Source organism: Pigmentiphaga sp. MLSB6-MA01, assembly GCF_058793475.1.
The window spans coordinates 77,913-92,157 of record NZ_JBXAFV010000013.1 but is presented as its reverse complement, the minus strand read 5'-3'; the positions used below and the strand labels follow the sequence as shown (position 1 = coordinate 92,157).

16 protein-coding genes are annotated in these 14,245 nt (G+C 67.0%); 14 read left to right on the top strand and 2 right to left on the bottom strand.

Annotation, left to right across the window (positions count from 1 at the left end):
• The first annotated feature begins 123 nt into the window (after positions 1-123).
• A complete protein-coding gene (locus AC1Q6E_RS20585) occupies positions 124-1,119 on the top strand; it encodes a S49 family peptidase (RefSeq protein WP_152795207.1) in 996 nt (331 codons plus the stop codon).
• Between the two features lie 143 nt (positions 1,120-1,262).
• Here AC1Q6E_RS20585 and AC1Q6E_RS20580 read toward each other — a convergent pair whose 3' ends face one another.
• Positions 1,263-1,991: an SAM-dependent methyltransferase gene (locus AC1Q6E_RS20580; protein WP_492573426.1), complete on the bottom strand. Its 729-nt coding sequence runs from the start codon at positions 1,989-1,991 to the stop codon at positions 1,263-1,265.
• The gene (locus AC1Q6E_RS20575; protein ID WP_492573425.1) at positions 1,988-2,620 is read right to left on the bottom strand and encodes a Maf family nucleotide pyrophosphatase; all 633 of its coding nucleotides are present in this window, start codon (positions 2,618-2,620) and stop codon (positions 1,988-1,990) included. The genes AC1Q6E_RS20580 and AC1Q6E_RS20575 overlap by 4 nt, the downstream gene beginning before the upstream one ends.
• Before the next feature lie 165 nt (positions 2,621-2,785).
• Here AC1Q6E_RS20575 and AC1Q6E_RS20570 point away from each other — a divergent pair, with 165 nt between their 5' ends.
• The 13 genes from AC1Q6E_RS20570 to AC1Q6E_RS20510 all read left to right on the top strand — a co-directional run bounded on the left by AC1Q6E_RS20570 (position 2,786) and on the right by AC1Q6E_RS20510 (position 14,226).
• Positions 2,786-3,358 carry a YceD family protein gene (locus tag AC1Q6E_RS20570; RefSeq protein WP_492573424.1) on the top strand — a complete coding sequence of 191 codons (573 nt, stop codon included), beginning with the start codon at positions 2,786-2,788 and terminating at the stop codon, positions 3,356-3,358.
• Between the two features lie 244 nt (positions 3,359-3,602).
• A complete protein-coding gene (gene rpmF / locus AC1Q6E_RS20565; protein WP_152795199.1) occupies positions 3,603-3,785 on the top strand; it encodes a 50S ribosomal protein L32 in 183 nt (60 codons plus the stop codon).
• Between the two features lie 228 nt (positions 3,786-4,013).
• Positions 4,014-5,090, top strand: a complete 1,077-nt coding sequence (gene plsX, locus AC1Q6E_RS20560) for a phosphate acyltransferase PlsX (RefSeq protein WP_152797699.1) — start codon at positions 4,014-4,016, stop codon at positions 5,088-5,090.
• The gene (locus tag AC1Q6E_RS20555) at positions 5,087-6,103 is read left to right on the top strand and encodes a beta-ketoacyl-ACP synthase III (RefSeq protein ID WP_296558674.1); all 1,017 of its coding nucleotides are present in this window, start codon (positions 5,087-5,089) and stop codon (positions 6,101-6,103) included. The genes plsX and AC1Q6E_RS20555 overlap by 4 nt, the downstream gene beginning before the upstream one ends.
• Before the next feature lie 36 nt (positions 6,104-6,139).
• Entirely contained in the window at positions 6,140-7,084 is a 945-nt protein-coding gene (gene fabD, locus AC1Q6E_RS20550; RefSeq protein WP_152795195.1) for an ACP S-malonyltransferase, read from the top strand.
• A 165-nt stretch (positions 7,085-7,249) separates the two neighbouring features.
• Positions 7,250-7,993, top strand: coding sequence for a 3-oxoacyl-ACP reductase FabG (fabG, locus tag AC1Q6E_RS20545; RefSeq protein WP_152795192.1), 744 nt, complete (start codon positions 7,250-7,252; stop codon positions 7,991-7,993).
• Between the two features lie 105 nt (positions 7,994-8,098).
• Positions 8,099-8,338 carry an acyl carrier protein gene (gene acpP / locus AC1Q6E_RS20540; RefSeq protein WP_087779058.1) on the top strand — a complete coding sequence of 80 codons (240 nt, stop codon included), beginning with the start codon at positions 8,099-8,101 and terminating at the stop codon, positions 8,336-8,338.
• A gap of 144 nt (positions 8,339-8,482) precedes the next feature.
• On the top strand, positions 8,483-9,712 hold the full coding sequence (fabF, locus tag AC1Q6E_RS20535) for a beta-ketoacyl-ACP synthase II (protein ID WP_296558680.1): 1,230 nt from the start codon (positions 8,483-8,485) through the stop codon (positions 9,710-9,712).
• 1 nt (position 9,713) lies between these two features.
• The gene (locus AC1Q6E_RS20530) at positions 9,714-10,250 is read left to right on the top strand and encodes a protein YgfX (RefSeq protein WP_152795190.1); all 537 of its coding nucleotides are present in this window, start codon (positions 9,714-9,716) and stop codon (positions 10,248-10,250) included.
• Positions 10,247-10,849, top strand: coding sequence for an RNA polymerase sigma factor RpoE (gene rpoE / locus AC1Q6E_RS20525; RefSeq protein ID WP_152795187.1), 603 nt, complete (start codon positions 10,247-10,249; stop codon positions 10,847-10,849). The genes AC1Q6E_RS20530 and rpoE overlap by 4 nt, the downstream gene beginning before the upstream one ends.
• Positions 10,850-10,999: 150 nt before the next feature.
• A complete protein-coding gene (locus AC1Q6E_RS20520; protein WP_492573465.1) occupies positions 11,000-11,578 on the top strand; it encodes an RseA family anti-sigma factor in 579 nt (192 codons plus the stop codon).
• An 11-nt stretch (positions 11,579-11,589) separates the two neighbouring features.
• Entirely contained in the window at positions 11,590-12,609 is a 1,020-nt protein-coding gene (locus tag AC1Q6E_RS20515) for a MucB/RseB C-terminal domain-containing protein (RefSeq protein ID WP_296558682.1), read from the top strand.
• A gap of 189 nt (positions 12,610-12,798) precedes the next feature.
• Positions 12,799-14,226, top strand: a complete 1,428-nt coding sequence (locus AC1Q6E_RS20510; RefSeq protein WP_296558684.1) for a DegQ family serine endoprotease — start codon at positions 12,799-12,801, stop codon at positions 14,224-14,226.
• The last annotated feature ends 19 nt before the right edge of the window (positions 14,227-14,245 follow it).

The following is a 14,245-nucleotide window of genomic DNA, read 5'->3' as shown; positions in this document are numbered from 1 at the left end:
CGGGGCCTTGATTCCGGGGGGAGCCGGCCCCCAGCCGCCGGAGCAACTGTCGCCGCGTCGCGACTTGCCCTATCCTAGCGATTGCCCGCGTCGATCTTCGACCTTTCATAGAGAGTTGTCTTCATGTCCCAGGATGCCTATTCCTCCCCGTCCGATGCTTCATCCCGCACTCCGGGGGAATGGGAGCGCGATGTGCTGGAGAAGCTGGTTTTCGCCTCGCTGAAAGAACAGCGTGCCCGGCGGCGCTGGACCATCTTCTTCCGGCTGCTGATGCTGGCCATCGTGGTCCTGCTGGTGCTGGCCGCCACGGGGGTGCTGTTTCGGGGGGCGGGGTCGGGCACGCCCGATCCGCATACCGCGCTGATCGAACTGGACGGCGTCATCGATGCCCAGGGCGAGGCCAGCGCCGACCGGATCAATACGGCGCTGCAGGCCGCCTTCGAAGACGGCAATGCCAAGGGGGTGGTCCTGCGCATCAACAGCCCGGGAGGGAGTCCGGTCCAGGCCGGCATGATCTTCGACGAGATCCGGCGCCTGCGGGCCCAGAATCCCGACAAGCACGTGTACGCGGTGGTCGAGGAAATCTGCGCGTCGGGCGGCTATTACGTGGCCGCCGCGGCCGACAAGATCTACGTCAACAAGGCCAGCGTGGTCGGCTCCATCGGTGTCATCATGGAAGGTTTCGGTTTCACCGGCCTGATGGACAAGGTGGGAGTCGAGCGGCGCCTGGTCGTGTCGGGCGAAAACAAGGCGATGCTGGATCCGTTCTCGCCCCGCAATCCCGGGCAGCAGGCCCATGCGCAGGCGCTGGTCGAGGAGATCTTCCAGCAGTTCGTGGGGGCGGTGCGGGAAGGGCGTGGCGAGCGGCTGCACGAGACGCCGGATATGTTCACCGGGCTGATCTGGACCGGCGCCAAGAGCGTGGAACTGGGCCTGACCGACGAACTGGGAACGGTGGACAGCGTGGCGCGTGACGTCATCCAGGCCGATACGGTAGTGGACTACACGGTGCGGGAGAACTTCGCCGAGCGGGTCGCCAAGCGCGTGGGCGTGTCGTTCGGCGCCGGGTTGGCCAAGACCGGCCTGGGCGGCGCAGGCGGCGTCTGGCACTGGAAGTGACGAGGCTCCCCGGATGTCCGGGGGGGCGGGCGCCTTGGCGCCGCGGTTGCCCCGGGCTGGCGCGCCGGATCCGGCCGCAGCGCGGATCGGCGCGGTCGCGAGGCGCCCGGCCGCTTGGCCGCCTTGCGCGCGGTATGGGGACTTCACGTCTGGCCCTTCTTGGCCAGGAACAGGAACAGCGTGGGCTGCTTGTCCAGCTCGGGCGGCGGTTGGCGCTTCCAGTCCGCGACGTCGTTCGTCCGCACCCATTCGCGGTCGGTCGTGAGGGCGCGGGCGACGCACAGCTGGGTTGCCGGCCGCAGCGTGGCCAGCATCGTCGCGAACATGGCGCCGTTGCGATAGGGCGTTTCGATCAGGATCTGGGTCTGGTTGTGCCGTGCGGAGACCTGTTCCCATTCCCGTAGTTGGCGCGCGCGTTCGCCGGCATCGACCGGCGCGTAGCCGTGGAAGGCGAAGCGCTGGCCGTCGAGGCCGCTGGCCATGAGGCCGAGCAGGATGGAAGAGGGCCCCACCCAGGGTTGCACCCGGATGCCCATGCCGTGGGCGGTGCGCGCCACGCGCGCGCCGGGATCGGCCACGGCGGGGCAGCCGGCCTCCGAGACCAGTCCGATCTCGCCGCCCGCCGCGATGGGCTTGAGCCAGGCGGCGATGTCGCGGTCGTCGGTGCGGGCATCCAGGGTGTGGATGGTGATTTCCTGGATCGGCCGCACGGTGCCGATGGCCTTGAGGAAGGCGCGCGCGGTCTTGGCATTTTCGGCGATGTAGGTGTCCAGCCGGCCGGCCAGCGCGCGGGCCTCGGCCGGCAGCCAGCGCTCGGGCGGCGCGTCCCCGAGCGAGACGGGAATCAGGTGCAGGATGCCGGGGGTGCTCATGGCCGTACCCTCCCGTCGCGGGGGGCTTCGAGCGCGTCCAGCGGGTCCATGCCGAAGCCGGCCAACAGGCGGGTCAGGGCGATCAGGGGCAGTCCGATCAGGGCGGTGGGGTCGTCGCTTTCTATCCGTTCCATGAGCGCGATGCCCAGGGCCTCGGCCTTGGCGCTGCCCGCCGTATCGTAGGGACGCTCGGTGTGCAGGTAGGCGCGCAGCGCCCGGTCGGGCAGGTCGCGCAGCACGCAGCGCGTCGTCACGACGGCGCTGGCGGGGCGCTGGCCGTCATCCACGGCCACGGCCGTATGGAAGGCGGCCGTGCGCCCCCGCATTGCCTGCAATTGCGCAAGCGCCTGTTCGAAGCCGCCGGGTTTGCCGATGGGGGCGCCGTCCACCGTCGCGACCTGGTCCGACCCGATTACCAGCGCGCCAGGGTGGGCCAGGCTCACGGCGCGGGCCTTGGCCAGCGCCAGGCGCAGGGCCAGGTCCGCGGGGGGCTCGCCCGGCCGGGGCGTTTCGTCCACGCCGGGGGCGGTCACGGAGAAGGGGAGCCTCAGCCGTTCGAGCAGTTCGCGGCGGTAGGGGGAGGTCGAGGCGAGGATCAGGGGCCGCGTGGGGATTTCGGGTCTGGCCATGGTGGGATAAGTGGTTGACTTGTTTGACTCTTTTCAGGCTTTCGCGCTATTATCCAACGTTTTCCCGAGCTTCTTTTTCCTTTCTGAGAGCTGTGCGCGGGGATTTTGCGCGAACGGTTTTGGAAAGCAGGGAAGGCACGAGGGAAGCATGCAAGGCGGCAGGTCGTGAAAGACTCCAGCGAATCCGGCGCGGTGCGCCACATCGATGCGTTCGAGTTCGTCAGGCTCGGGCGGTCGCTCGAAGGCAGCGTGCCGCTCGCGCGTTTCGTCCGGCTGCTGGACGGCTTGCCGGACCAGGATGCGTCGGCAATGGTGCGCTGGTCGGCCCAGGCTGATCGCGGCCCGCTCGGCGAACCTCTGATCCGGCTCGCGGTCGAAACGGGCCTGACCGTGCAGTGCCAGCGTTGCCTGGGGCCGCTGGCGGTGCCCATCGAATCCGAAGTCGCGTTGCAGCTGGTCGAAACCGAGGCCGAGCTCGACGATCCGGATACGTTCGACGAGTCAGATCTGGAAGAGCTCGACTCGGGCCGGGATTTCGAGAAAGTGCTGGGATCGCGCCGGTTCGACCTGTTTGAACAGGTCGAGGACGAGTTGATCCTCAGTGTGCCGTACGTCCCCCGGCACGATGTCTGTCCCGAAAGCGGGGATGGGCCCTCGGGCGATGTTTCCGAGAAAAAGCCGTCGCCGTTCGCGGTGCTGGCCGGGTTGAAAGGCCTGGCGGGCGATGTCGGCAAATAAGCGACATATTTTGTGTATAGTCGCAGCGGGCCGGATCGGGATCCGTTGATTCCCTGTCCGGCGCGATGCGGCTGAGTAAGCGATCGTTGTAAGCGTTTTCGTAGTAGTTTGGGTTTTTGGACGGCGTTTCGGGCAAGCCTGCGCAGACCGCCGTCATCATTCGAGAAAGCAGGTTTTAGAACTCGCGGCGGTCACGCGTAGGCATCCGGCTTACAATGCGCGCCGTTCCTAGGAGTCCAGTCACATGGCCGTTCAGCAAAACAAGAAGTCGCCCTCCAAGCGTGGCATGCATCGTGCCCACGATTTCCTGACCAACCCCCCCGTCGCGGTCGAATCGACCACGGGCGAGACGCATCTGCGTCACCACATCAGCCCCAACGGCATCTATCGCGGCCGCAAAGTCCTCAAGACCAAGAACGACGAGTGATACCGAACGGCCCCGGGCAGTCCCTCGCGCTGGGGTCGTTTACTCAGGGGTGGAATGCGGACGCCGCGAGGCGACAGGTCGGCGCTCCTCCCCTGGGCACTTGCGGAACGTATTTTCCGGTCTTGTCTGTCCCGCCCAACCAGGTTTGCCGATGATCGATACAGCGTGCGTCTGTAGGAGTCCGGGCGGCCGTCGCGCGCGCGGGCAGGCGTTTCTGCGTCCATGGCTATGATCCGTATCGCGATCGATTGCATGGGAGGCGATTTCGGCCTGCCCGTGACGATTCCTGCCGCCCTGGCGTTCTCCGACCGCCATCCTGGCGCCGAGCTCCTGCTCGTCGGCCTGGCCGGGCAGATCGAAGCCCGCCTGGCGCAGGCCAAGGCCTCTCCCGCCCAGAGGGAAAGGCTGCGTATCGTGCCCGCGACCGAAGTCGTCACCATGGACGACAAGGTCGAGGTCGCGTTGCGCCGCAAGAAAGATTCCTCCATGCGCATCGCCGCCGAACTCGTGCGCGACGGCCAGGCCGATGCCTGCGTGTCGGCGGGCAATACCGGCGCATGGATGGCCATATCCCGCTATGTGCTCAAGACGCTCGAAGGCATCGATCGTCCCGCCATCGCCAAGGCCATTCCCAATCAGTCGGGCGGCATGACCGTCATCCTCGATCTGGGCGCCAACGTCGATTGCACGGCCGAGCACCTGCTGCAGTTCGCCATCATGGGTTCGGCGCTGGTTTCCAGCGTCGGCCACCGCGAGCGGCCCAGCGTGGGCCTGCTCAACATCGGCGAGGAAGCGATCAAGGGTAACGACGTGGTCAAGCAGGCGGCGGAGCTGCTGCGAGGCAGTCCGCTGAACTTCCATGGCAACGTCGAGGGCAATGACATTTTCAAGGGCACCGTGGACGTGGTCGTCTGCGATGGCTTTGTTGGTAACATCGTGCTCAAGTCTTCCGAGGGCCTGGCCAAGATGCTGGGTGTGTTCATCAAGGAAGAATTCAAGAGAAACCTGTTCACGCTGTTGATGGGCGCCATCGCCACGCCGGTGCTGAACCGCTTCCGCCAGCGCGTGGATCCGCGCCGGTATAACGGAGCGGCGCTGCTGGGGTTGCGTGGCGTCGTCATCAAGAGCCATGGTTCCGCCGACGCCTACGCGTTCGAATGGGCCCTGCAGGACGCCTACGACGCGGTCGAGAGCGGCTTGCTCGGCCGGACTGCGCAAACCATTGCGCAGATCACGAGCGTGCCGGCCGGCAGGGCCGAGCATGAGGCCGGCCTCGAGCCGTCCTCGCACGGAGATATTGCATGAGTGCAACAACGGCGCATCCGTCCAGCAGCCCGGCTTTCGCGGCTTGGTCGAGAATCGTCGGCTCGGGCAGTTGCCTGCCCGAGCGCGTGGTCAGCAATGACGAACTGGCGGCCGAACTCGCCCAGCGCGGTGTCGAGACGTCCGACGCCTGGATCGTCGAGCGTACCGGCATCCGCCAGCGCCACATTGCCGAGCGGGGCGTCACCTCCAGCGATCTGGGCACCGAAGCCGCGCAGCGCGCGCTGCGGGATGCCGGGGTCGATGCTTCCGAGCTCGATCTCATCATCGTCGCCACGTCGACCCCCGATTTCGTCTTTCCCAGTACGGCCTGCCTGATCCAGGCCAGGCTTGGCGCCTCGCGCGCCGCGGCCTTCGACGTGCAGGCCGTGTGCACGGGTTTCATCTATGCGCTGACCACCGCCGACAGCTTCATCCGGGCCGGCCGGGCCCGCAAGGCCCTGGTCATCGGCACCGAGGTGTTCTCCCGCATCCTCGACTGGAGCGACCGGTCTACCTGCGTCCTGTTCGGCGATGGTGCCGGCGCCGTGGTGCTGGAGGCTTCGCCCGAGCCGGGCGTGATTGCCGCCAAGCTGCACGCCGACGGCAGCCAGACCAAGATCCTGTGCGCCGCCGGCAATGTGGCCTATGGCGAAGTGACCGGCGACCCCTTCCTGCGGATGGAGGGGCAGGCGGTCTTCAAGCAGGCGGTCACGGTGCTCGACCGCGTCGCGCACGAAGTGATCGAGGAAGCGGGCATGGCCCTGTCCGACCTGGACTGGTTCATTCCCCACCAGGCCAACGTGCGCATCATCAACGCCACCGCCAAGCGCCTGGGCATCCCGCTCGAACGCGTGGTGTCCACGGTGGACCTGCATGCCAACACCTCGGCGGCCAGCGTGCCGCTGGCCCTCGACGCCGCCCGTCGCGACGGCCGCGTCAAGCGGGGCGATCTGGTGATGCTGCAGGGCGTGGGCGGCGGATTCACCTGGGGCGCCGTGCTGGCGCGCATGTGAGTCCGGTAGGAAAACAGAACAAGCGGGGCTTTACCCATGACTAAAATCGCATTCGTCTTTCCCGGCCAGGGTTCGCAGTCGGTCGGCATGCTCGACGGCTTCGCGGGCAACGCGTCGGTGGCCGACGTCGTGGCTCGCGCCGGCGCCGCCCTGGGCGAAGATCTGGGCGGCCTGATGGCCAATGGCCCGGCCGAACAGCTGAACCTGACCACCTACACCCAGCCGGTCATGCTGACCGCCGGCGTGGCGGTCTACGCCGCCTGGCAGGCGGCGGGCGGACCGGCTCCCGCCGTGGTCGCCGGGCACAGCCTGGGCGAGTACGCGGCGCTGGTCGCCGCCGGCGCGCTCACGCTCGAGGATGCCGTGCGGCTGGTCCGCATCCGCGCCGACGCCATGCAATCCGCGGTGCCCGTGGGGCAGGGCGGCATGGCGGCCATCCTGGGCCTGACCGACGATCAGGTGCGGGCGGCCTGCGCCGCCGCGGCCCGGTCCGAGGTGGTCGAACCCGTGAATTTCAACGCGCCGGCGCAGGTGGTGATCGCCGGCAACAAGGCCGCCGTGGAGCGGGCCTGCGAGGCCGCCAAGCAGGCGGGCGCCAAGCGCGCGCTGCCGCTGCCGGTTTCGGCGCCTTTCCATTCCAGCCTGATGCAACCGGCCGCCCAGGTCCTGGCCAAGGCGCTGGAGGCCATCGACATCCAGTCGCCCCGTATTCCGGTGCTCAACAATGTCGACGTGGCCGCCCCGACCCAGCCGGCGGCCATTGCCGACGCGCTGGTCCGCCAGGCCTGGCATCCGGTACGATGGGTGGAAACCATACAACTGATGCAATCCCAGGGGATTACCCATATCGTCGAGTGCGGGCCGGGCAAGGTGCTGGCGGGCCTGGCCAAGCGCATCGCTCCCGATCTGACGGCCTTGGCCGTGACCGACCAGACGTCGCTTCAAGCCGCCCTGGAGGCCTTGGCCTCCAGGGCGGCTTGAGGAGCCCCTCTACACGCTTGCGCGCGCCCCCCAGGGGGCGGCGGCACTGGCGGATCGGCGGAGCCGGATCCGCTGTGCCCTGGCAAAAGCAGGGGAGAGGTAACTCGGGGTTGGATGGATAAGTCCGGGGCGCTGGGGCGCGCCGGGGTGAGATAAGGAAAAATCATGGAATTGCAAGGCAAGGTCGCCCTGGTGACGGGCGCGTCGCGGGGGATAGGCAAGGCGATCGCGGCGGAATTGGCCGCGCGGGGCGCGATGGTGGTCGGGACCGCCACGACCCAGGCCGGTGCCGACACCATCACCGAAGCGCTGGGCGGGTTCTCCGCCAAGGGCCGTGGCGTGGTGTTGCAGGTGAACGACGCCGCGGCGGTGGATGCCCTGGTGGACGAGATCGGCAAGGCCGACGGCGGCCTGCACATTTTGGTCAACAACGCCGGCATTACCCGGGATACACTCGCGATGCGCATGAAGGACGAGGATTGGTCGGCGGTGATCGATACCAACCTGACGGCGGTGTTCCGCCTGTCGCGCGCTGTCATGCGGGGGATGATGAAAGCCAAATGGGGCCGGATCATCAACGTGACCTCGGTGGTGGGGGCCAGCGGCAACGCCGGCCAGGCCAACTATGCCGCAGCCAAGGCCGGTGTGGCCGGGATGACCCGTGCCCTGGCGCGGGAGCTGGGCAGCCGCAATATCACCGTCAACTGCGTGGCGCCGGGCTTCATCGATACCGACATGACCCGTGCCCTGGGAGATGAACAGACAGGTGCCTTGCTGGGGCAGATCCCGCTGGGCCGCCTGGGTCGTCCCGAGGACATCGCCCACAGCGTGGCCTTCCTGGCTTCGCCGGGGGCTGGGTATGTAACCGGCGCCACCCTGCACGTCAACGGTGGCATGTACATGAATTGATTTCCGCGTATTGCAACCGCGATATGCATTCGTCCGGCCGGGCCGCTTTAGACCAGCGAGCTTGGCTATAATTCAGTTAGATATAGACCCTTTTGGAGGATCTCCATGGATAGCATCGAACAGCGCGTCAAGAAGATCGTCGCTGAGCAACTCGGCGTCAACGAAGCCGAGATCAAGAACGAATCTTCTTTTGTCGACGACCTCGGTGCCGATTCGCTCGATATGGTGGAACTCGTCATGGCGCTCGAAGACGAGTTCGAGACCGAGATTCCCGACGAGGAAGCCGAGAAGATCACGACCGTGCAGCAAGCCATCGACTACGTTGGCGCGCACATCAAGAAGTAAATCGTTTCCATGCGATGACGCAGGCGGCTCATCGGCCGCCTTCGTTTTTTAAGTTCGGCGCGGCCATGCGCGACCTTGCCGGAGTCAACGGCGGGAGGGCAGCTGCCGGATTCGCTTTTTCTCCGCGCACTTGAGGAGTAGTCAGTGAAGCGACGCGTCGTCATCACCGGTCTCGGTATCGTTTCCCCTGTGGGCAATGACATCGCCTCCGCATGGGACAACATCGTCAACGGCCGTTCAGGCATAGACCGCATCACCCGCTTCGATCCCGCCGATTTCAACTGCCATATCGCGGGTGAAGTCAAAGGATTCGACGCGAGCCAGTTCGTCCCCGCGAAGGAAGTCCGCCAAATGGATACTTTCATCCATTACGGTATCGCGGCCGGCGTGCAGGCCTTGAAGGACAGCGGGCTTGAAATCACCGATGCCAACGCCGAGCGCGTCGGCGTCATCGTCGGCTCGGGCATCGGCGGGTTGCCCCGTATCGAGGAAACCGAGGCCGATTATCTGCAGCGCGGTGCGCGCCGCATTTCGCCCTATTTCGTTCCGGCGTCGTTGATCAATCTGATCTCGGGCCAGTTGTCCATCCGCTTCGGCATGAAGGGCCCCAGCTACGCCGTGGTATCGGCGTGCACCACCGGCCTGCACAGCATTGGCGATGCCGCGCGCCTGATCGAGTACGGCGATGCCGACGTGATGCTGGCCGGCGGCGCCGAGTCCACCGTGTCGCCGCTGGGTATCGGCGGTTTCGCCGCCATGCGCGCGCTGTCCACCCGCAACGACGATCCCAAGACGGCCTCGCGGCCCTGGGACCGCGATCGCGATGGGTTCGTGCTGGGCGAAGGCGCGGGCGTGCTCGTGCTCGAGGAATACGAGCATGCCAAGAAGCGCGGTGCGCGCATCTATGGCGAGTTCGCCGGCTATGGCATGAGTTCCGATGCCCATCACATCACGGCGCCCGACCGCGAAGGTCCTTGCCGCGGCATGCGCAATGCGCTGCGCAATGGCGGGATCAACAAGGAAGATGTCCACTACGTCAACGCCCATGGCACCTCGACGCCGCTGGGGGACAAGAACGAGACCGAGGCCCTGAAACTGGCCTTCGGCGATCATGCCAGGCAGATCGTCGTCAGCTCGACCAAATCCATGACGGGGCATCTGCTGGGCGCCGCCGGCGGCATCGAAGCCGTGTTCACGACGCTGGCCGTCTACAACCAGATCGCTCCGCCCACCATCAACATCTTCAATCAGGATCCCGAGTGCGATCTCGACTACTGCGCCAACCAGGCACGGCAGATGAAGATCGACGTCGCGCTGTCGAATTCCTTCGGGTTCGGCGGTACCAACGGCACGATGATCGTGCGCAAGGTCTGATTTGAGCGATATCGGGACGGCATCCTCCGGCCTGTCCATGCTGGCGCACCTGCGGCCTTCGCGTCGCGCCGGTCTGCTGGGGCATTGCATCGCCCTGGCCGCGGGATGGGCCGCCGGCGCCGGCGCGTGGTTCGTGCTGGCCGGTTCGCCGCTGGCCTGGGTGGCAGCTCCGGCCGCCGGCCTGGGGCTGGCGCTGGGCGCCATCGGCTTCCAGCGTCGGGCACGCCCGCCGTTTCGCGCCGTTGCCGTCGATGCCGGGGGCAACTGGTCGCTGGCCGACCAGCATGGCTGGCGAGGTTTCCGGCCGGATCACATCTGGCATTCGCCGCTGGGCTGGCTGACGCTGCAAGGCGACCTCGCGCCGCCGCCGGGACGGCTCCGGCCCGCGGTGCGGGCGACGTTCACCGTGTGGGCGGACAGCATGGAAGCCCGGGAATGGCGCCGACTGCGCATGGCCGCGGCGTGGACCGAGCAGCGGGGCGAAGGGCTGCTGCTCGCGCCACAAGCCCGTGATCCCCGCCTGGGGGCTCCGGCATGACGAGCGAGCGCGAGATCGATGCCGAACTGGTCGCCCGCGTGCAGCGGGGCGACAAGAAGGCGTTCGAGCTGCTGATGCTGAAGTACCAGCGCAAGATCCTGCGCCTCTTGTCGCGTTTCATCCGTGATCCCAGCGAAATCGAAGACGTCGCCCAGGAGGCCTTCATCAAGGCCTATCGCGCGCTTCCGCAGTTCCGCGGAGAAAGCGCCTTCTACACCTGGCTCTACCGCATCGCGATCAATACCGCCAAGAACCATCTGGTGGCTTCGGGCAGGCGTCCCAGCTCGCCTTCCGAATACGAGAACGAAGACGGTGAAACTTTCGACGAAACCGACAACCTAAGCGATATCAACACGCCAGAATCGATGATGGCGACGCGCGAAATTGCCGAAACGGTCAATTCGGCGATCGAGGCTCTTCCCGAAGAGCTGCGAACGGCTATCGTATTGCGTGAGATTGAAGGAATGAGCTATGAGGACATCGCCCAGTCGATGGGTTGTCCCATAGGCACCGTGCGGTCCCGGATATTCCGGGCGCGCGAGGCGATTGCGGCCCGGTTGAGGCCTCTGCTGGATACCCAGGATGACAGACGTTGGTAGCCGGGCGAGGCGGAGCGGTATGGAATTTGGGCAAAATGGCAAGTAACCGGGCAACCGGCAGCCCCGGAGGTTATGGAAATGCAGGTGACATCGCATCGGAATGAGTCCGCTGGTTTCAGCCAGGAAGCGGCCGCGTCTGCGCAGGACGATCTGGACGGGTTGAAGCAGGCCCGCCTCGAGGAATGGCTGTCGGCCTACATGGACGGCGAATTGGCCGACGAGGCCGATGACGCGGCAGCGGCCGTGTCCGGCTACCTGGAGACGGGCGGTGGCCGTGCCGACTGGGACTTGTACCATCTGGTAGGCGACGTGGTGCGCACGCCCGAACTGGCGTTGTCCGTGTCGTCCGGCTTCCATCAGCGCTTCCTCGACGCGCTGGAACACGAGGCGCCTATCGTTGCCGCCCCCCGACGGACCATCTCGCGCCGCTTCATGGCACGCTACGGTTTCCCCGGCCTGGCCGCGGCGGCGGCCGTCGCCTCGGTGACCTGGATCGCCCAGCCCTATTTCGGCGGGCAGGGCGTGCCGGTCGAGTTTTCCGCCAGTGCCCAGCCAGCCGCGGCGCCGGCCGTCGTCCAGGTTGCCGCGCCGGCGGGGGCCCGCCGGGCCGAACCGCCGGTCGACGTCTCGCTGGGCGAGTACCTCGAGGCCCATCGGCAGATCGCCGGCCGCAGCGCCATCCGCCAGGTTTCGGCCACCTCTTTCGAACCCGCCGCAGGGCAACGTTGAAGGAAGGTCTCGTGTCGGAGGTTAGTCGTTCGGCCGTGGCGTGGTCCACGCGTTCCCTGGCGTTCGCCATGTTGTGCCTGGTGACGATCGCGTCCCAGGCGCAATCCCCGGCGCCCGCTGCGCCGGCCGACGGTACCGGGTTGTTGCAGCGCATTCAGGCGTCGGCCCGGGAACTCAATTACTCCGGTGTCTTTGCGTATCAGCAGGGCGCCTCGATGCAATCTTCCCGTATCACCCACGTCTACGACGGCAAGAGCGAGCGCGAGCGGCTCGAACTGCTCGACGGCCAGCCGTTGGAGTTCCTGCGCAAGGACGACGAGATCCAGTGCTTGCTGCCGCAGAAACGCGCGGTGCTGATCGAAACCCGGACCGCGCGCGACCGTTTCCCCGGCTTGATGATAGGCAGCGCCGACCAACTGGGCGAACACTACGACGTCAGCGTCGAATCCGAGTCCGAGCGGGTGGCCGACCGGGACTGCCAGGTCATTACGCTGCGCCCCCGGGACAGTGATCGCTACGGCTACCGGTTGTGCGCCGACAACAGTTCCGGACTGCTGCTGCGGGCGCAGACCCTGTCGCCCGAGGACGAGGTGGTCGAGCAGGTCGCGTTCATCGCGCTGCAGGTGGGGGCGGACGTCGATCGCAAGCAGCTCAAGCCGCGCTGGAAGACCGATGGGTGGCGCGTCGTGCGCGCGCAGCTCAAGCCGGTCAAGCTGGCCGATTTCGGATGGAAGGTGGGCGAGCCGGCGGGATTCCACAAGATGATGGAAGTCCAGCGCTCCATGGGCGGCAAGCCGGATGTCAAGCAGGTCATGCTCTCGGACGGCCTGGCGGCGATCTCCGTCTTCATCGAACCCTATAGCGAATCGCATCCCAGGCAGGTCGGCCCGGGCGCCCGTGGCGCCATCAACGTGGTCGGGCGCCGCGTGGGAGACCATTGGATAACCGTGCTGGGCGAAGCGCCGCTGAGTACGGTGCAACAGATCGCCGATTCGATAAGCTATATGCCGGTGGCCGCGCGCAAGCCCTGAGCGCCGCCGGTTCGTGCCCTTTCTTTACCCGGAGCTTACATGTCAGTTTTCCACGGTGCTGCGAGCTATCCGCATCCAATGAAACGGGTGTGTTCGACCCCGGGCATCGGGGATCCGGCCTCGCCGGTCCGCCAGTGCCGCCCCCTGGAGAGCGCGCGCAGGCGCGCAGGGAGGGGCCTTGCCTCATTCATGGTGTTTGCCTTGTTCGCCGCGCTGCTGCTGGTCGCCGGCCAGCCGGCCGCCCAGGCGCAGGCCCGGGCCCTGCCCGATTTCACCGATCTCGTGGCCAAGGCGGACCCGGCCGTGGTCAACATCCGTACCACCGCGCGCGCCGTGGCGCGGGGGCCATACGGAGGGGGCGGCCAGGATCCCTACGAGCTTTTCCGCTGGTTTTTCGGCCCTGACTTCGCACCGCCCGGCCGCGGCGGCCCCCGGCAACAGACGCCGCCCGGCAACAATGACGAGGGCCAGGAGGTTCCGCGCGGGGTGGGATCGGGGTTCTTCATCTCCGCCGATGGCTATATCCTGACCAATCACCATGTGGTCAACGGCGCCGACGACATCTACGTCACGCTGACGGACCGTCGCGAGTTCAAGGCCAAGGTCATCGGCTCGGACGAGCGCACCGACGTGGCCCTGATCAAGGTCGAGGCCGCCGGCATGACGCCCCTCAAGCCCGGCGATCCCACCCAGCTGCGCAAGGGCGAGTGGGTCCTGGCCATCGGCTCGCCGTTCGGGCTCGATTCCACCGTCACCGCGGGCATCGTCAGCGCCACGGGCCGCGACACGGGCGACTACCTGCCGTTCATCCAGACCGACGTGGCGGTCAACCCCGGCAATTCCGGCGGTCCGCTGCTTAACATGCGCGGCGAGGTGGTGGGCATCAATTCGCAGATCATTTCCCGCAGCGGCGGCTTCATGGGCATCTCGCTGGCCATTCCGATCGACGAGGCCATGCGCGTGGCCGACCAGTTGCGTGCTAGCGGGCGGGTCATCCGCGGCCGCATCGGCGTGCAGATCGGCGAAGTCAGCAAGGAAGTGGCCGACGCCATCGGGCTGGGCCGTACCGCCGGCGCCTCGGTGGGCATGGTCGAGCCGGGCAGCCCCGCCGAGAAGGCCGGGATCGAGCCGGGCGACGTCATCCTGAAGTTCAACGGCAAGACCATCGAGCGCTCGTCCGACCTGCCGCGCACGGTGGGCGAGACCAAGCCCGGCACCAAATCCACGATCCAGGTCTGGCGGCGCGGAAGTACGCGCGACCTGACCATCACCGTGGGCGAACTGGAGCCGGACAAGAGCGCCGCCGCCCGCCAGGACGACGGAGGCAGCCAGGCCCAGAAGACCAATGTGCTGGGGCTGCTGGTATCCGACCTGCCGGCCGCGCGCCGCCGTGACCTGCGGGTCCGGGGCGGGGTGCAGGTGGATGCCGCCGACGGGCCGGCCGCCCGGGCGGGCATCCGCCAGGGGGATGTCATCCTGGCGCTGGACAATGCCGAAATCACTGGTGCGTCGCAGTTCAACGGGCTGGTGGCCAAGATCGACCGGAGCAAGGTCCATGGCGTGCTGGTGCGGCGCGACGACCTGACCCAGTGGGTGCCGATACGCCCCACGAGGTAGTCGGGCAGACATTCGCGCG